The organism is Pseudoalteromonas sp. 5Ae-yellow (assembly GCF_014077565.1).
Classification (GTDB): Bacteria; Pseudomonadota; Gammaproteobacteria; order Enterobacterales; family Alteromonadaceae; genus Pseudoalteromonas.
Genome location: NZ_JACGWD010000043.1, coordinates 22,404 through 39,971, shown reverse-complemented (window position 1 = coordinate 39,971; position 17,568 = coordinate 22,404). Strand labels below are relative to the sequence as shown.

Sequence of the window (17,568 nt, the reverse complement as noted above, 5' to 3'; positions counted from 1 at the left end):
CTTCCTTCAGACCCCACCGTTGGCCAGTGACGCCCTTGCCATTCAGATTATCTTCCCCTTAGTCAGGGTGATAAGGCATCTTTCAGCCTATCGGGTTTGCCAGCTTCGCTGGGCAAACAAAAAAGCGAGCACTAGGCTCGCTTTTTAAAAATACAAAACGTACGTTATTTTAGCTTGCTATCAAGCTCTTCAATTTTAGCTTTCCAGATAGCAGGGCCTTGTGTATGCGCATTGGCGCCTTCACTGTCTACTGCAACGGTCACTGGCATATCTTCAACTTCAAATTCGTAAATAGCTTCCATACCTAAATCTTCAAAAGCTACAACACGCGCTTTTTTAATCGCTTTAGATACTAAGTAAGCTGCGCCGCCTACAGCCATTAAATAAACAGATTTATGCTCTTTAATAGACTCAACCGTTGCAGGGCCACGTTCAGCTTTACCAATCATGCCTACAATGCCTGTTTTTTCTAGCATCATATCGGTAAATTTATCCATGCGAGTGGCTGTTGTAGGGCCAGCAGGACCTACTGCTTCATCGCGTACCGCATCCACTGGGCCTACGTAATAAATAAATTTATTATCAAAGTCTACGCCCTCAGGTAAACCTTCACCTGAGTTGATCATATCTTGCAAACGTTTATGCGCTGCATCACGACCTGTTAAAATAGTGCCCGAAAGTAAAACGGTTTCACCCATTTTCCATTCTTGAACATCTTTTTTAGTCAGTGTATTTAAATCAACACGACGTGTGCCTTCGCCCACTTCAAATGTTACTTGTGGCCAATCTTCTAGTTTAGGTGCTTTTAAATTAGCAGGGCCAGAACCGTCAAGCGTAAAATGTACATGGCGAGTTGCCGCACAATTTGGGATCATTACTACAGGTTTTGAAGCTGCATGCGTTGGTGCTGTTTTAATTTTAACATCAACAACCGTTGTTAAACCGCCTAAACCTTGTGCGCCAATACCTAATTTATTAGCACGGTCAAAAATTTCTAAACGCAGTTTTTCTTCAGTTGTTTCTGCGCCGCGCTCTATTAACTCGTGAATATCAACCGGATCCATTAACGACTCTTTAGCCATTACTGCTGCTTTTTCAGCCGTACCACCAATACCTATACCTAGCATGCCTGGCGGACACCAACCAGCACCCATTGTTGGTAGTGTTTTTTCTACCCATGCAGCAACATCATCTGACGGGTTTAACATAACCATTTTACTTTTGTTTTCAGAGCCGCCGCCTTTAGCCGCAACCATTACTTCTACTTTTCCACCCGCTACTAAATCAATATGCACAACCGAAGGCGTATTATCTTTAGTATTTTTACGCGTACCAGCAGGGTCTGCAACAATAGATGCACGTAAAGGGTTATCTGGATTCAAATATGCACGACGAGTACCTTCATCAACCATTTGTTGAACGGTTAAATCTGTTTTATCCCACTTAACATCCATACCTACTTTAACAAAACAGGTAATAATACCGGTGTCTTGGCAAAGTGGACGCTTGCCTTCAGCCGACATGCGTGAGTTAATTAAAATTTGTGCAATGGCGTCTTTAGCCGCTTTACTTTGTTCTTTGTTGTACGCTTTTTCGAGTGCTTGAACAAAATCAAGTGGGTGATAGAACGAAATATATTGCAATGCATCTTCAATGCTATCAATAAAGTCTTGCTGACAAATTGTACTCATAGTGGTTCCTTAAGTTACCGTTACGCGTTGTCGCGTAATCTAAATCAAACCGGTGACGGTGGTTTGCACTGTTTTTTGCAGCTTAGTGCTACCAAAAAATTTGACTTATGATACCCTCCCAGCCCGTTTCGAGCCAGTTCTTAAAGGGGCAGTAAATGCTAAACAATAAAAAAAATTGTATTAAATTAGGCATAACACAAAACTGCATTGACGTTTTTGCGCATTTTTCACATTTGCCTTATGCAATTCTATTAGATTCTGCAAATAGTAATCATATAAACAGCCGTTTTGATATTGTTGCTATTGAGCCGCAAAGTACCCTTGAAGTAAAAAATAATAAAAGCTTTTTAAATAATATAGAAAGTAGTGATAACTGCTTTGAAATTATGAATAATGAGCTTTCGCATCTTGCTAAAACAAAAGCCGATTACGATTTACCCTTTAATGGCGGCTGGCTTGGCTACTTTGGCTACGACTTAGGGCGTACAATTGAAAACATCCCCACTCATGCTATTGAAGACATTAATCTTCCCCAAATGGCTATTGGCCTTTACTTAGATGCCCTTATTTACGACAAACAGCAACAAAGCTGGTTTTATGTATCGCAGCCAAACACCGATCGATTAGCGCTTTATGAGCAATACTTAAATACACACGCTAACTCCCAAGTTAATACGCAGTCCTTTGCCCTAAACAGCGACTGGCAATCAAATATGAGCGAAACGGAATACGCTGCAAAGTTTGCCCAAATTGAGGAGTATCTAAAAAGTGGCGATTGTTACCAAATTAATTTAGCGCAGCGCTTTAACGCTCAGTTTGAAGGCTCCCCTTGGGCAGCTTATATTAAACTGCGTGAGGCAAATAAAGCGCCATTTTCGAGCTTTATAAATCACCCTCAAGGAGCAATTTTATCAATTTCCCCTGAGCGCTTTATATCTGTAAATAATAACGTTGTAGAAACCAAACCTATTAAAGGCACTCTGCCGCGAAAAGCGGATGCGCTGGAGGATCAACGCCAAGCCCAAATACTCGCAGCATCAGCTAAAGATCGCGCTGAAAACGTCATGATTGTTGATTTACTGCGTAACGACTTAGGCAAAGTGGCAAAACCTGGCAGCGTTCACGTCCCTTCCCTTTTTGCTATTGAAAGCTTTCCGGCAGTGCATCATTTAGTAAGCACGGTAACCTCAGAACTTGATGAAGGCAAAACAGCGGTCGATCAGTTAAAAGCGGCTTTTCCGGGAGGCTCAATCACCGGTGCACCTAAAATCAGGGCCATGGAAATAATTGAAGAACTAGAGCCGCATCGGCGCAGTATTTACTGTGGTTCAATTGGTTATTTAAGTGCATGTGGAAATATGGATACGAGCATCACTATTCGCACCTTGGTGTGCCACAAAGCGCAAATTTACTGCTGGGCAGGTGGCGGAATAGTCGCTGATTCTAAAGTCGAATTGGAATATCAAGAAACTTACGATAAAGTAAATAAAATCCTCCCTTTATTAAAACAGTAGGTCGCTTTGAATAGTGAACACATTATGGCGCGGTTTCTGTTAAGCCCTACAGCTGCGCCAAATCAGTTAAAAGACACACGTAAAAAACGCGCTAGCGCTGTTATGCTACCCATTATTGATATAGATAACCATGCACATATCTTACTGTGTAAACGCCCTACTTATTTACACCATCACCCTGGGGAGATTTGTTTGCCCGGAGGCAAGTTTGAAGTAAGCGACATTACCCTTCGCACCACAGCCCTTCGCGAACTAAAAGAAGAGCTAAATATTGCCCAAAACAACGTTAATGTATTAGGTCACTTACCTGAGTATTCAACCTTAACGGGTTTTAGTATTAGCCCCTATGTAGGTTTACTCAAAAAAGACACCACCTGGGAAAATGACTATAATGAAGTACAAGCGAGCTTTTTGCTCTCGGTCACTGAATTAAATAACGAAGCTAACTGGCAACCCTTACCTTTTCAACGATTTGGGAAAACGGTTATTTTGCAAGGTTTTAAAACGCCGCATGGTTTACTTTGGGGTGCGACGGCAAACATTATAAAAAACTTTACAAAACAACTCGCCTTACCAGTTTAAATCTTCGTTATTAGTAGTTACACAATCACAATTCCACGTTATCATGCTCGACCGTTCAAAGAGCAGCTTCGAGCTGATAAAACAAAGTAGAGACACACATTATGATCAGTGCATTTGATATGTTTAGCATTGGTATTGGCCCTTCGTCATCACACACCGTTGGCCCAATGCGCGCATCACGCTTATTTGTTAATGACCTACAAGAACAACAATTATTAGCAAATGTTACCGATATTAAAGTAGAGCTTTATGGCTCTTTGGGACAAACAGGTGTTGGCCATGGCTCGGGTAAAGCCGTAATTCTTGGTTTAGCCGGTTATGACCCTGAAACTATAGATGCCGATTTAGTCGACGACATTTTAGCGACCATCGAAAAAGATCAGGTTATTTATTTAAACAAAACACACAAAGCTAAGTTTCCAAAACAAGGTGCTATTGTTTTTCATCGTCGCAAAACGCTGCCTAAGCACTCTAATGCAATGGAAATTATCGCCTCAAACAACGGCGAAAAAGTTTACAGCAAAGTATATTACTCTATTGGCGGTGGCTTTATTGTTACTGATGAAGAGTTTGAAAACGAAAAACAAGCAGCCGTTGATATTAGAGAAGAAAACCCAGCTCCTTTCCCTTTCAGTAGCGCAAAAGAGCTACTAGAGATGTGTAAAGAGTCAGGGCTTAGTGTTTCAAGCTTGATGATGAAGAACGAAAAAACACTGCGTACTGAAGATGAAATAAAAGACACGCTGTTTCATATCTGGAAAGTAATGATGGCCTGTATTGACCGTGGTATGCGTACAGAAGGTATTTTACCTGGCGGCTTAAAAGTAAAGCGCCGTGCGCCTAGCTTATACTTAAAACTAAATATAGAAGTCAGTAACGACCCACTTCGTGCAATGGACTGGGTTGATTTATTTGCCCTTGCCGTAAACGAAGAAAATGCGGCAGGTGGCCGTGTAGTTACCGCACCAACTAATGGTGCTGCGGGGATTTTACCAGCTGTACTTATGTACTATCACACATTTGTGAAAGAAGTAGACCGCGATATAGCCACACGTTATTTATTAACGGCTGCTGCTATTGGTATTTTATATAAAAAGAATGCCTCTATATCGGGTGCCGAAGTAGGTTGCCAAGGTGAAGTTGGCGTTGCGTGCTCTATGGCAGCAGGCGCATTAACAGAAATTGTTGGTGGCAATGTTGTGCAAGTAGAAAACGCAGCAGAAATTGGTATGGAACATAATTTAGGCCTCACGTGCGACCCTGTTGGTGGCTTAGTACAAGTGCCGTGTATTGAACGCAATGCAATGGGCGCGATTAAAGCAATTAATGCCTCACGTTTAGCTATTCGTGGCAGTGGAGAGCAAAAGGTATCACTTGATAAAGTGATTAAAACCATGCTTGAAACCGGCAACGATATGAAAACCAAATACAAAGAAACCGCTCGCGGTGGATTAGCAGTTAATATTATCGAATGTTAATCAGCTCGCTATAAAGAGAAAAAGCTGCCTATTTTAAAATAGGCAGCTTTTTTATTGTTCGTTCAATGCAATCACCTTATTTAACGGGTAACTCTATATCTGCAAATAACTTATCTACGTCATCTTGGTTACGTAACAAGCTTGCTCGCTCTACGCGCTCTTTAGTTAAGTGCGGTGCAAAACGTTCAATAAAATCATACATGTAAGTACGTAAAAAGCTGCCCTTTCTAAAACCAATTTTGGTCGTGCTTGCTTCAAATAAGTGGCTTGCATCAATACACACTAAATCGGTATCGCTCACTTGATCTATCGCCATTGAAGCGACAACACCAACTCCTAAACCCAGTCGTACGTATGTTTTTATAACATCAGCATCGGTTGCAGTAAATACAATGTGTGGCTCAAGTCCGTGTGCGCTAAATGCTTTATCTAACTCTGAGCGGCCCGTAAAACCAAATACATATGTAATGAGTGGATATTGGGCAATGTCAGCAACAGTTAAACTATTTGCCTTTTTAGCGAGCGGATGGTCTTTAGCAACAACAATACTGCGATTCCAATGATAACAAGGCAACATAACTAAATCTGAATACAAATGCAGTGCTTCTGTTGCAATAGCAAAGTCGGCATCACCGCGTGCTGCAGCATCCGATATTTGCTGTGGAGTGCCTTGGTGCATATGAAGCGATACCGCAGGGTATTTTTTCATAAACCCTTGAATAACGTTAGGCAAAGCATAACGGGCTTGGGTATGTGTTGTGGCAATATTTAACTTACCTTGATCAGGTAACGTATGCTCATTAGCAACGGCTTTAATACCTTCTACTTTGGAGAGTATTTCACGAGAAATATTAATTATATCTTCGCCAGCACCGGTTACATGCGTTAAATGTTTACCACTGCGACCAAAAATTTGTACACCCAACTCATCTTCTAACATGCGTACTTGTTTAGAAATTCCTGGCTGCGAGGTAAATAAACTCTCAGCAGTCGCTGAAACATTTAATTTATGATTTTGTACTTCTACGATGTATCTGAGTTGTTGTAATTTCATGGCTGCAAATTTTAACGTTATTATTCATATTATTTATAAAGGCAATACCGCTTAAAACCAAGTGTTATTTGCGTAAAATATCACTTTAGGTCTTTAGGTGTGCAATTATCTGATTAGAGCTCAAGGCTAGCATAATAAATATGCTTGAGGTAGCGATGTTTATTCAGCTTTAGTTTATAAGCCCTTAGGGTGACTACGGTTTATAAAGAGCTCAACCTATCAATTTTTTGGTGTATTTTTTAAGTTAATCGGCGCAAAGCTACCCTGTTAACGTATATTTAATGTAAGATTAAATAATTAGGTTATATGTCCGAGAATTACACCATGATCGTTTCTATTATAATAGTGCTTATAGTTGCATTGATTGTGATTGCACTTTGGGTAAGTGCTGTACAACAACACAAAGAAAAACAAGAAGCGGAACGCCGCAAAGAGCTAACAAAACAAAAAGCTATAATAGAAGAAACAGAAGAAGCACTAATGAATAGTGCCAATATACCTCTTTCTGAAAATATAATCCGTGTATTGCAACGCCGTATTTACGAAGCATTAAACACGATGGTTACTAGTTCGCCAACATCCAAAGCACTCAAAAGCCGCTTAGGTGAGGCTAAAACGCACCTCACCAATGCAGTTCTAGACAACAGCAGTGAAGCCCTAACGCTACCGAGTAATGACAAGCAGCTTGTTGGCCTAATTCAAGGTATTAAAAAATTACGCTCAATTTTACGCTCTGAACATAATAAAGGTCGTATTGATAGCCAAGTTTTTGTTTTAGAAGATAAACGTCTTGAAAAACTACAACTGCGTATTAATATCGAAAGCCAAATAAAACGTGGCTTATCTGCCCGCTCAGCGAGTATGGTTGGCTCTGCAAGGCAGTATTTTGAAAAAGCACAGGCAACGCTCAATGCAGTTACATACACCGATGAATATGTAACAACAAAACGCCAAGAAGTTGAAGGTTACTTAGAAGCAATTAGTGTTGAACTAAGAGCTTCTAATGCAAGCGCACTTAAAAAGAAAACAGAAGAAGAGCAAGACGACTTAGATATATTGTTTGCTCCTAAAAAGAAATGGTAGCGTTTTTATACTAAAAATAAGTATTAAAAAAGCCTGCACAAATTAAATTTATGCAGGCTTTTTTGTCTCTTTGTTAGTCATTAAGACAAAAATGCAAACTTGAAAACAAACAAGGCTGTTAATATCCAAACACTAATACTGATTTGATCTTGCTTACCACACAATACTTTTACCGCTGTATAAGATATAAAGCCAAGTGCAATACCGTGCGCAATCGAAAACGTTAATGGTGTCATTAGTAATACCACAGTAACAGGAATTGCATCGGTCATATCATCCCAATTTACAAACTTTAAATTTTGTAACATCAGTACAGCGACATATAAAATAGCACCTGCCGTAGCATAAGCCGGTACCATTTGTGCAAGCGGTGCAAAAAACATCATTAGTAAAAAGCAAATACCTACAACTACAGCCGTTAAGCCAGTACGTCCGCCAACAGAAACACCAGCAACCGATTCTATATACGATGTAGTCGTAGACGTGCCTAGCATCGCACCTGCAATTGTTGCAGAGCTGTCAGCACTTAGTGCGCGCCCTAAACGAGGCATGTTACCTTTTTCATCAGCTAAACCAGCTTTTTGAGTGACCGCAACTAATGTACCCGAAGTATCAAAAAGATCGACAAACAAGAATGCAAAAATAACACTCATCATTGATATATCAAAAGCGGCGGCAAAATCTAGTTGCATAAAAGTAGGCATTATTGATGGTGGCATAGCCATAACACCGTGATATTCAACAAGCCCTAAACTTAGTGCAATGCCTGTCACTAATAAAATACTAATAAGTACACCGCTTTTAAAATCGCGGTATAAAAGCGCTGCAATTACAAAAAAGCTTAATATAGCTAATAATGGGCCTGGGGAAGTAATGTCGCCCAATTGCACTAGTGTTGCTGGGCTTGAGACAATAATGCCTGCATTTTTAAGGGCAATTAAGGCTAAAAAAGCACCAATACCTGTTGCGATAGCTCGCTTGAGCACCAGAGGTATGGCATTAATAATCCATTCTCTGACTTTAAATAAACTTAAAAATAAAAATATACAACCCGACATAAAAACAGCCCCTAATGCGGCTTGCCAGGTATAACCCATTCCTAATACGACGCCATACGTAAAAAAAGCATTTAGTCCCATACCAGGCGCTAATGCTAATGGATAATTAGCCCATAAACCCATTATAAAACAGCCTATCGCAGCTGCTATACAGGTAGCTACAAATGCAGCCCCTTGGTCCATCCCTGCCTCAGCAAGCATAGCCGGGTTTACAAATACAATGTATACCATAGTGATAAAGGTAGTTAGGCCAGCAACGCATTCGCGTTTAACTGTTGAGTTATTTTCGCTGAGTTTAAATAAGGCTTCAAACATAATAAACTTGTGATAGTAAAAAGTGACGAGATTTTAACATAAAAATTATCTTTTACAGGACATTTTACCTTGCTATATACTAAACTGTTAAAGTAGTTAAAATAATAAATGAACCAATATGCTTAAAACAACACCTTGTGAGCAAGACTTAGAGCAACAGCTAGACAACATTTTAGGTTTTGTTACTCAACCAGAAAGCAGCCCCGCGCCCATTGATAATAAAAAAGATGAGCAAAGTACTATTAATAAAGCCCTATATTATTTAAAAAATAATCAAGCTCCATTGGCTGCAAAATGGATGCGCCTTGCTGCAATGGCAGGAAACCATAGAGCACAGTTTTATTTAGGTTTATTTTTTGTAAAAGGTGAAGGCGTGCCACAAAGTGTATTTCATGCTGTAGCGTGGTTGAGCTTAGCGAGTAGCCAAGGGTACGCACCTGCCACTACAGCGGTTACAGATATACGCAAACATATCGAAACTAAGCGATTTAAAGATGCTCAATGTTATGCAGCAAGTTTGTACGAACAAATCCACCAACTCCAGTTTTCTCATATGATCCCTCGCACCAGTGAAAACACATAAACTAATTAAGTTATAAGTACTGTATACAGTGTTGAAAAATACTGTATATAGTTACAAAGATACTCCTACACAGTATAAAACCCACAAATGAAAACATGACTCAAAAGTTTATTTTAAAAATACCCTCTTAAAAGCAAGCCTATAACAAGTTGATTAATAAAGAATTATAGATTTAAAAACAAAAAACAATGATCAAAAGCTGAATAACTGTACAAATAAATAGCATAAAATGCTTGCACGAAAGCACTGTATAAACTACTGTATATGAATACTGTATAAAAACCCAGTGAGTGAAATTATGTTACAGCCTATTACCGTAAGAACAGTTAAAAGTTACCAACAAGACGAGCAAAGCGATTGCGTAAATTTGATCCAAATTGAAGATGAAATTTCAGCGACCTTTGAGCTTTTAAAAGTATTACACCAATACAATAGCTCTAATGCATGGACGTTATTAATTGCGCCAGATCATGTACCGAGCAAAGCTTTACTTGACTCATGCTCTATTGATACAAGTAAATTACTTGTTATTAGACAGAAGCACCTAGTAAATCTAGAGTATGTATTAAATTCTGCGTTACATAATGGAAACTTTGCAGCTGTAATTACCTGGACCGATATAGTTAATAACCAACTACTTACAAATCTATCGTTCGATTTAAGTAAAACAAATACAAAACTATACTGTTTTACTAAAAACGCTCAAACAACAGAGATACCACTCGCTCAATAAGCTTGTTAAACTAATGTTTTAGATTCTGTATTATTATTATGACTTCACTCAATACCACATTATGTTTTTGCAGCAGTGGGCACAATTATGCCGATTGCTGCGAGCCGCTTCACTTATCTGTAAAGCAAGCTGACACTCCTGAACAACTTATGCGCTCACGATTCAGTGCTTATGTTATTAAAAATGCAAAATATGTTTATCAAACCTACGCAAAAGAAAAACAAGCTGAAAACCCGGTTAAAGAAATCAATGATTTTGCTAACAGCTGTCGATTTATAAATCTTGATTTAATTGACTCAAGCCATGATGGCGATACTGGAACTGTAGAATTTAAAGCCCAATATTTTTATCAAAACTTATTTTGTGAGCTTCACGAAAAATCGCAGTTTATTAAAGAAAGCACCCAATGGCGTTATTTAGATGGCACTATATATCCTGTTGAAGATATTAAAGTAGGCAGAAATGATGACTGCCCATGCGGTAGCAATAAAAAGTACAAAAAATGTCATAGCATGTAATAAATAATCTTATTTAATATTTATCATCTAAAAAGTGTTTTTAAGTGGCAGAGTGATTTATTAGCTAACTAAACTTAAAAACACACTTTGTTACGCCCTTGCATTTTAGACTCATACATTTTTTCATCTGCGATCTGCAACGTGTTTTTGTTATTTACGTATGGTTGTAGGGTTGCACCGCCAATACTAATAGTCACAAAATCATATTCTGAATATTTGTGTAATATTCCTAAATCGGCCACATTCTGTTTAATTTTATCAGCAACACAAATTGCACCTTCAGTGCTTGTATGCGGTAGAACAACTACAAACTCTTCGCCGCCATAACGCGCAACAAAATCGGTTGGCCTTTGCAAACTATTAGTAATAGTTTGTGCTACTAGGTTTAACACCGTATCCCCCTGCACATGACCATAGATATCATTGTATTGCTTAAAATAATCTATATCGATGAGTAATAATGCATAGTCAACTTTTTCTCGTAAGGCGCTTCGTTCCATTTTAGAAAAATGTGCATCAAAATAACGGCGATTGAATACTTTAGTTAAATCATCTAAAAATACTTTTTGATTGAGTAAGTCGTGTTGTAATTTTAACGTTATATGGGCACGAACCCTTCTAAATAGTGTTTCTTTTACAATCGGCTTTTTAATAAAATCAACAGCTCCGGCTTCCCAACACTCTTCTTCTTCGTTTTCAAAGGATGTAACAAAAATAACTGGGATATCCTGTGTTTCAGTATTATTTTTTAATTTTAAACATGTATCAATACCACTCATTCCACCCATACTAATATCGAGTAGGACTATATCGGGTACATTTACATTACAAATTTCAATTGCTTCTTCACCACTTCCAGCTGTTGTCACATTAAAATGCTCAGATAATATTTTTTTTAATACGATTAAGCTTAATAACTGATCGTCAACTATAAGTACTTTAGAATTCTTTAAACTTAGTTTTAATTGATGGTCAGAGTAATTTATTGGCATAGTAAAAATGTTTTGTTTTTTTAATTAAAAACAGCCTATAGCATCACATTTTGTTATGCAAATGTTAATTAAGAGGGATTCTACTTATTGGTTATTAATAAAAATGCTTTTTAGTAAATCTTTATTGCATAAAAACAAAAAATGAGCCACTTGGGCTCATTTTATAACTTTGAATACTTTATTAGTTAAGTATTATTCGTCATCATCTAAATCTAATTGCTGACGTTGAGCAGGTCGAGCTAAAATCTCTACATAGAAAGAGGTCAAACCTTGCTTTTCAATTTCGCCAATTTGGTTACTTAATTCAGCAACGTGCACAACTTGCGCATCTTCAGCTGTGTTACCAAACTTACAGTCAAATGCCCAATAGTCAGCATCTTCAGGTAGCGTTTTATTACGCTCTCTTTTCAAATATTTTTTCACTTCGTGCTTTGCAGCATCAACCATACGAGGGTATTTGATTTTCTCGTGATTTAGCGTGAATGTTTTCTTCATTACGTTCCTAATTACCTTGGTTTAATGATAATGGCATTTCATGTCATACCATTTGACGCCATTATAGCAATTGCATTTAATTTTTGGATGCTTTTTTTTCATTAAATCAATTATTAGCAAATATATAAAGCAGACCCGTTATAAAGCATATATTAACTGATGATTATTACAATCATATATCACACCGCAATAAGCTGAAGTGGTTGATGTATTGCATCACTATTTAGGCTGTCGTAAAAAGCAACTGCATTTATAGGGGGATTCGCTAATTGTGTTTGTTCGCTTTTAATTCTTCTTCTGACAGCAAGCTCACAGTTATCTATTATATTAAGTGGAATATGCTTATCATCATTTCTAATCGCAAGTGGTTCAGGGCTTAAGCATTGCCTTAACTTAATACTTGTCATACCACAGCGCTCCCCTTCTTGAGATATTAATGAGGCATTAAACTGTCCAACCAACATATTGTATTCATCAGGGGCTAAAAGTTGCTTTGTACCTGCGCCAAATTGCTTTCTTAATGCCTCTTCTTCTATAACTAAATTATCTATTTCAGTTTTTGGTAAATGAAATTGGCTAAAGTCGAGTGCGTCATGTGACAGCATCGCTAATAATAGAGAAAATTCGCCACGGCGATTTTCATGCACACTATTATTGAGCCTACTGTTTAACTGACTCTCTGTGATTAACAAATCATCTATTTGCATAGTCTTTAGTCGATTGTGGTAACTGATAGATATTTATCGGCTTTATTTCAATTTTCTTTAGCTTTTTTCTTTACTTAAATACGCAATTTGCTATTATCAGCGCCGTTGCATTGGAGGGGTTCCCGAGCGGCCAAAGGGATCAGACTGTAAATCTGACGGCTCAGCCTTCGCTGGTTCGAATCCAGCTCCCTCCACCACTTTTCTTACCGCTAAGTTAAGTGGGGCCAAATGTAACAAAATAGTGTGGAGGGGTTCCCGAGCGGCCAAAGGGATCAGACTGTAAATCTGACGGCTCAGCCTTCGCTGGTTCGAATCCAGCTCCCTCCACCACTTCTTTTTTATTCCTATATTCCTATATTCCTATATTCCTATATTCCTATATTCCTATATTCCTATATTCCTATATTCAGGTTAACCTCAAAACACCCATTGTAAATTCATACTGTTTTTCTTTAGCCATGTTGATGATGCTTTATAATTAGGAAAAAAATGCTCAACGTGTTGCCAAAAAGCTTTGCTGTGGTTTAAGTGACGTAAATGCGCTAACTCGTGGACAATCACATAATCAATAGCATGATAAGGCGCTCCGATTAAATGCAAATTAAATGTTAGCTCTCGCTTACTATTACAACTTCCCCACTTTCGCTTATAAATAGCTACTTTTAGACTCGTAGGTAATTCTTCACCCATTTGTGCGCAGAAGTACGCTAAACGCATTTCTATATATGCAGTTAGTTGCTCTTTTAAATATTCTTCAAGAAGTTGCTTATATTTTTGCGAAGTATTTTTAACGCGCGAAGAGTGTGTAATAAGCAAGCTGTCGTTACAGTTTAGTACTTCGGACTTAGTACCTTGCTTAAATTCTATGTTTACAATGCTATCAAAGATTAAAATTTGTTTGTCTTTGGGCGGGTTCTGTCTGCTATCAGCAATATTGTGCTGTTTAGTTAATTGAGCATTTACCCACACCTGCTTATCAAAAAGCCATTCTTGGATGTGTTTATTACTAACAAATTGAGGGGCATATACAGTCACCTTCTTGTTATGTACTTTAATGGCAACCGTTTTACGTTTTATACTTTTCTTTAACTGATATTCAAACACTTTCATACTCATTAATGATATTGCTACAAGAAAATTCACCAGCAATTAATAAAACCAAATAAAGTGTAATTTTCGCTTAGTTAAGCCAATTCATTAGTTTTATTAAGGTTACTCGATAGAAACTTAAATATGACCATATAAATCTAACTTAGTCCTGTGACAGGCAATACATTAGAATAAAAAACACCAACTAAAAAACTAATGCCTGATAAATAAAAGAAAACTAAAAGTAATAAATTCGTTATTTTAATCACTTCATTGAATTAACAGTTTATTTATTAATTAATTAGATTAAACTTGATAAATAAAGATTATATTTTGAGCCATTATGTTATCAGCTTTTTTTATCACAGACCAAGATCCTAGCTTAATCATTAATGGCGTTTACGATCCTCTATTAGTTTCAATGTCATTGCTAATTGCTATTTTTGCAGCCTTTTTCACCATTCGGCTTATAGAGCTCGCAAAAGAAACTCAATTTCCTAGCTACCAACGTTTAGCAAATGTGACCGCTGCTACTGTTTTTTCGGCTGGTATTTGGAGTATGCACTTTATTGGTATGCTTGCCTTTTCACTGTGTACTAATATTGATTATGATCCAACAATCACTCTCCTTTCTTTTATACCAGCATTTATAGCATGTCAGTACGCTGTATCAATGCTAGTAAATAGTAAAGGGAATCTAAAAGTATTGTCGATTTGCTCCGTGTTACTAGGAGCTGGCATTGGCACTATGCATTATAGCGGCATGGCTGCAATGGATCTTGCTCCTTTACTTAGATATGATCCATTGATATTTGCGTTATCAATCATTGTTGCTGTAGCCCTATCCTTTATAGCCCTTTACAGTCGCTTTAATCTTGAGCGTTTTTTACCCTCTTTATCACCTCTTCAAAATAACTCAATTAGCGCTGTTATTTTAGGGTGTGCTGTTGCTGGTATGCACTATATGGGTATGGCCGCTACACGTTTTGTAGCTACATCGCCACTAATCTATGATGATGCTAACGCAACCGCAGGACTAACTTTTATCGCCATTGCAGTCGCCACAGCAACTATCGCGATTACAAGCGTGGTTGGTGTAATAAATGGTATGGTTCGCTATCGCATGCTACTTGAGGATAAGTCGGCAAAAGAATCCCGTCTAAATGCTATTTTAGGCACCGCTATAGATGGCATTGTTACCATTGACCATACTGGTATTATTTTAAGTTTTAATGAAGCCGCAAGTAAAATTTTTGGCTGGCAAGAAAACCAAGTTCAAGGCAAAAACGTAAAAATGCTAATGGACGATAACATTGCCAAGCACCACGACGAATACCTCTTAAATGCTCACAATGTTGATCTAGGTAAAATAATAGGCATAAACCGTGATGTATATGCAAAACACATGAACGGACATGTTTTTCCTATTCGCTTAGGTATAGGCGAAGTAAATCAGCCGGGCCATAACCCTTTATATGTTGGCTTTATCACCGACTTGACCGAACAACGCGCTTTGCAGCAAAGTTTAGAAGAGAAAGAACAAAAATACCGCTCTCTTATCGATAACATGCCCGGAGTCGCGTTTAGATGCAAGTTTGATGACAACTGGACTATGTTATTTATTAGTCCAAATATAATTGAGCTTACAGGGTATAACCCAAATGAGTTTACAGAGCATTGTATCGAGTTTAATGACTTGGTCTTGAAATCAGACCAAAAACAAATAGTTGATGAAGTCACTAAAGCTGTTGATGCAAAGTCTCAATATTCTATTGAATACCGAATTAGACACAGAAATGGCAAAATTTTGTGGTTGTTAGATAAAGGGAGTATCGACTTTGATACTCAAGGCAACCCAAAGTGGATTGATGGTGTCTTAGTCGATATTACTGAACGCAAAGAATATGAAGAAAAACTAGAGCAAGCTAAATTTAAAGCTGAAGAAGCTGCTCATGCAAAGCAATCTTTTATGGCTAATATGAGCCATGAAATCCGCACACCAATGAATTCTATAATAGGTTTTAGCGATCTATTAATGGATACCCCACTTGATCAAGAACAACAAAAGCACTTGGTTACCGTAAATAATGCAGCGCGTTCATTGCTAAGATTGTTAAATGAAATTCTCGATTCTGCAAAACTAGAACGCGGCAAGCTCACCATTGAGCCAGTCCACTTTAGCTTAAAACCAGTGATAGACAGTATTATTTCTACTTTTTGGTTAGAAGCTAAAAAGAAAGATTTAGAACTTAAACTCCATATTAAAGAATCAGTAAGTTCTACGTACTACGGCGACCCAGATCGACTCAGACAAGTACTCACTAATCTAATTGGTAACGCGATTAAGTTCACCGCAGAAGGTTCTGTTACGGTCACCGTTGGCATGACACAAAATCAGCATCTGTTTTTTGAAGTGCAGGATACCGGAATTGGTATTGCAAAAGATCGTATTCAAGCAGTGTTTCAACCTTTTGAGCAAGCCGATGGCACGACTACCCGCCGCTTTGGTGGTACAGGCCTTGGTACAACCATAAGTAAACAACTTGTAGAGCTTATGGGCGGAACAATAAACTTAGTAAGTGAGCTAGGTAAAGGCACCTGTTTTTACTTTTCATTGCCGCTTACTTTAGGTGACGAATCTAAAATAGATTATTTTGATGGTCTACACACCCAACTGCCTGCACTTAGAGTACTAGTAGTTGATGATATAGAGCAAAATACAGAACTACTGTCTTTGCTTCTGTCACGCGACCAGCATTCAGTTACTAAAGCGTCAAACGGACTTGAAGCGATTAAAGTTTTTGAAGAACAAGACTTTGACGTCATCTTAATGGATATACATATGCCATTGTGTGATGGCATACAAGCAGCACAAAAAATAAGAGCAATAGAAAACCAAAGGCAGCTTAAGTACACGCCAATTATAGCGCTCACAGCAAGCGTATTACAGCAAGATAAACTTACGGCTAAAAAAGCAGGCATGAATGGCTTTGCCAATAAACCTATTGATATAAACCAACTAAACCAAGAAATAGCGCAAGTGCTGGGGCTTGGTATTGCAAAAGAAATGGTTATATCGCAAAGCGATCCTAAAGCGCAGCATATAGATTTTGAAAAAGGATTAGCACTTTGGGGTTCTAAGTGTAAGCAACTTACAGAGATTACTAAGTTTGTTAGTGATAGTGATAAGCGGTTTGAGAGATTATTTAATGATAAATTATCAAACATAAAAGATGTCGATAGCCTCATTCACACACTCAAAGGTGTTGCTGGTAACTTAGGGCTAACAACGTTAATGAAGTTATTAACCGATTTAGAGCACAAGCAAAGTGATGCTAAAGTTATTAGTCTTTTAGACGATATCAAAAACGAACTACTTATTATAACGCAACTGCTGTCATCAAATACTTGCGATGAGCCAAATAGCAAGCCTGAAGATAATAGCTCAGACACTCTATCAATAGATGAGATTAAGCAATTGTGTGAAACACTTCATCAAGATGCGCAAAACGCAGAATTAAATGATGAACTACTCGCAAAGTTGCAACGCGGCGCACCTTCTACCTTTCAAAATGAAGTTGATGATATAGCCGAAGCCTTTGATGAATTTGATTTTGATAAAGCACACGTAATACTAGAAACCTTACTTGAAAAACTAACAAACAATGAGTATTAA

General features: G+C 37.9%; 15 protein-coding genes and 2 tRNA genes. 10 read left to right on the top strand and 7 right to left on the bottom strand.

Features of this window, described 5'->3' with window-relative positions:
- Positions 1-164: 164 nt before the first annotated feature.
- Entirely contained in the window at positions 165-1,691 is a 1,527-nt protein-coding gene (locus H4J63_RS12620; RefSeq protein ID WP_165742758.1) for a fumarate hydratase, read from the bottom strand.
- A gap of 155 nt (positions 1,692-1,846) precedes the next feature.
- Here H4J63_RS12620 and pabB point away from each other — a divergent pair, with 155 nt between their 5' ends.
- The 3 genes from pabB (at position 1,847) to H4J63_RS12605 (ending at position 5,265) form a co-directional block, all read left to right on the top strand.
- Positions 1,847-3,205 (top strand): aminodeoxychorismate synthase component I, encoded by a 1,359-nt coding sequence (gene pabB, locus H4J63_RS12615; RefSeq protein WP_182196903.1) that lies wholly within the window; start codon positions 1,847-1,849, stop codon positions 3,203-3,205.
- A 6-nt stretch (positions 3,206-3,211) separates the two neighbouring features.
- Positions 3,212-3,787, top strand: coding sequence for a CoA pyrophosphatase (locus tag H4J63_RS12610; protein WP_182196901.1), 576 nt, complete (start codon positions 3,212-3,214; stop codon positions 3,785-3,787).
- 101 nt (positions 3,788-3,888) lie between these two features.
- Positions 3,889-5,265: an L-serine ammonia-lyase gene (locus tag H4J63_RS12605; RefSeq protein WP_165742756.1), complete on the top strand. Its 1,377-nt coding sequence runs from the start codon at positions 3,889-3,891 to the stop codon at positions 5,263-5,265.
- A gap of 76 nt (positions 5,266-5,341) precedes the next feature.
- On the opposite strand, the gene cysB is transcribed toward H4J63_RS12605, so the two are convergent.
- Entirely contained in the window at positions 5,342-6,319 is a 978-nt protein-coding gene (gene cysB / locus H4J63_RS12600) for an HTH-type transcriptional regulator CysB (protein ID WP_002961670.1), read from the bottom strand.
- A gap of 324 nt (positions 6,320-6,643) precedes the next feature.
- On the opposite strand from cysB, the gene H4J63_RS12595 reads away from it, so the two are divergent.
- Positions 6,644-7,402 carry a hypothetical protein gene (locus tag H4J63_RS12595; RefSeq protein WP_024594743.1) on the top strand — a complete coding sequence of 253 codons (759 nt, stop codon included), beginning with the start codon at positions 6,644-6,646 and terminating at the stop codon, positions 7,400-7,402.
- A gap of 80 nt (positions 7,403-7,482) precedes the next feature.
- On the opposite strand, the gene H4J63_RS12590 is transcribed toward H4J63_RS12595, so the two are convergent.
- Entirely contained in the window at positions 7,483-8,775 is a 1,293-nt protein-coding gene (locus H4J63_RS12590; protein WP_002961426.1) for an NCS2 family permease, read from the bottom strand.
- A 118-nt stretch (positions 8,776-8,893) separates the two neighbouring features.
- Between H4J63_RS12590 and H4J63_RS12585 the strand changes: the two genes are divergently transcribed.
- The 3 genes from H4J63_RS12585 (at position 8,894) to H4J63_RS12575 (ending at position 10,609) form a co-directional block, all read left to right on the top strand.
- A complete protein-coding gene (locus tag H4J63_RS12585) occupies positions 8,894-9,358 on the top strand; it encodes a tetratricopeptide repeat protein (RefSeq protein ID WP_182196900.1) in 465 nt (154 codons plus the stop codon).
- 298 nt (positions 9,359-9,656) lie between these two features.
- Entirely contained in the window at positions 9,657-10,091 is a 435-nt protein-coding gene (locus H4J63_RS12580) for a SulA-like leucine-rich domain-containing protein (RefSeq protein WP_002961428.1), read from the top strand.
- 38 nt (positions 10,092-10,129) lie between these two features.
- Positions 10,130-10,609, top strand: a complete 480-nt coding sequence (locus H4J63_RS12575) for a YchJ family protein (RefSeq protein ID WP_182196898.1) — start codon at positions 10,130-10,132, stop codon at positions 10,607-10,609.
- A 74-nt stretch (positions 10,610-10,683) separates the two neighbouring features.
- On the opposite strand, the gene H4J63_RS12570 is transcribed toward H4J63_RS12575, so the two are convergent.
- From H4J63_RS12570 to H4J63_RS12560, 3 genes are all read right to left on the bottom strand, one after another.
- Positions 10,684-11,601, bottom strand: coding sequence for a diguanylate cyclase (locus H4J63_RS12570; RefSeq protein ID WP_138489334.1), 918 nt, complete (start codon positions 11,599-11,601; stop codon positions 10,684-10,686).
- Positions 11,602-11,793: 192 nt separating this feature from the next.
- Positions 11,794-12,096 carry a DUF6172 family protein gene (locus H4J63_RS12565; protein ID WP_002961433.1) on the bottom strand — a complete coding sequence of 101 codons (303 nt, stop codon included), beginning with the start codon at positions 12,094-12,096 and terminating at the stop codon, positions 11,794-11,796.
- Between the two features lie 179 nt (positions 12,097-12,275).
- The gene (locus tag H4J63_RS12560) at positions 12,276-12,803 is read right to left on the bottom strand and encodes a VC2046/SO_2500 family protein (protein WP_182196896.1); all 528 of its coding nucleotides are present in this window, start codon (positions 12,801-12,803) and stop codon (positions 12,276-12,278) included.
- Positions 12,804-12,915: 112 nt separating this feature from the next.
- On the opposite strand from H4J63_RS12560, the gene H4J63_RS12555 reads away from it, so the two are divergent.
- A tRNA-Tyr gene (locus H4J63_RS12555) sits at positions 12,916-13,000 on the top strand.
- Between the two features lie 48 nt (positions 13,001-13,048).
- Positions 13,049-13,133, top strand: a tRNA-Tyr gene (locus H4J63_RS12550).
- Positions 13,134-13,220: 87 nt separating this feature from the next.
- On the opposite strand, the gene H4J63_RS12545 is transcribed toward H4J63_RS12550, so the two are convergent.
- Positions 13,221-13,919 (bottom strand): M48 family metallopeptidase, encoded by a 699-nt coding sequence (locus H4J63_RS12545; RefSeq protein WP_182196894.1) that lies wholly within the window; start codon positions 13,917-13,919, stop codon positions 13,221-13,223.
- Positions 13,920-14,235: 316 nt separating this feature from the next.
- On the opposite strand from H4J63_RS12545, the gene H4J63_RS12540 reads away from it, so the two are divergent.
- Positions 14,236-17,568, top strand: coding sequence for an MHYT domain-containing protein (locus H4J63_RS12540; protein ID WP_182196893.1), 3,333 nt, complete (start codon positions 14,236-14,238; stop codon positions 17,566-17,568).

Excerpts from the sequence above, each read along its gene's own strand:
- H4J63_RS12545 (WP_182196894.1), bottom strand. The coding sequence starts at position 13,919 with ATGAGTATGAAAGTGTTTGAATATCAGTTAAAGAAAAGTATAAAACGT.
- H4J63_RS12570 (WP_138489334.1), bottom strand. The coding sequence starts at position 11,601 with ATGCCAATAAATTACTCTGACCATCAATTAAAACTAAGTTTAAAGAAT.
- H4J63_RS12560 (WP_182196896.1), bottom strand. The coding sequence starts at position 12,803 with ATGCAAATAGATGATTTGTTAATCACAGAGAGTCAGTTAAACAGTAGG.
- H4J63_RS12590 (WP_002961426.1), bottom strand. The coding sequence starts at position 8,775 with ATGTTTGAAGCCTTATTTAAACTCAGCGAAAATAACTCAACAGTTAAA.
- H4J63_RS12595 (WP_024594743.1), top strand. The coding sequence starts at position 6,644 with ATGATCGTTTCTATTATAATAGTGCTTATAGTTGCATTGATTGTGATT.
- H4J63_RS12585 (WP_182196900.1), top strand. The coding sequence starts at position 8,894 with ATGCTTAAAACAACACCTTGTGAGCAAGACTTAGAGCAACAGCTAGAC.
- H4J63_RS12605 (WP_165742756.1), top strand. The coding sequence starts at position 3,889 with ATGATCAGTGCATTTGATATGTTTAGCATTGGTATTGGCCCTTCGTCA.
- H4J63_RS12565 (WP_002961433.1), bottom strand. The coding sequence starts at position 12,096 with ATGAAGAAAACATTCACGCTAAATCACGAGAAAATCAAATACCCTCGT.
- H4J63_RS12540 (WP_182196893.1), top strand. The coding sequence starts at position 14,236 with ATGTTATCAGCTTTTTTTATCACAGACCAAGATCCTAGCTTAATCATT.
- H4J63_RS12575 (WP_182196898.1), top strand. The coding sequence starts at position 10,130 with ATGACTTCACTCAATACCACATTATGTTTTTGCAGCAGTGGGCACAAT.
- pabB (WP_182196903.1), top strand. The coding sequence starts at position 1,847 with ATGCTAAACAATAAAAAAAATTGTATTAAATTAGGCATAACACAAAAC.
- H4J63_RS12580 (WP_002961428.1), top strand. The coding sequence starts at position 9,657 with ATGTTACAGCCTATTACCGTAAGAACAGTTAAAAGTTACCAACAAGAC.
- H4J63_RS12620 (WP_165742758.1), bottom strand. The coding sequence starts at position 1,691 with ATGAGTACAATTTGTCAGCAAGACTTTATTGATAGCATTGAAGATGCA.
- cysB (WP_002961670.1), bottom strand. The coding sequence starts at position 6,319 with ATGAAATTACAACAACTCAGATACATCGTAGAAGTACAAAATCATAAA.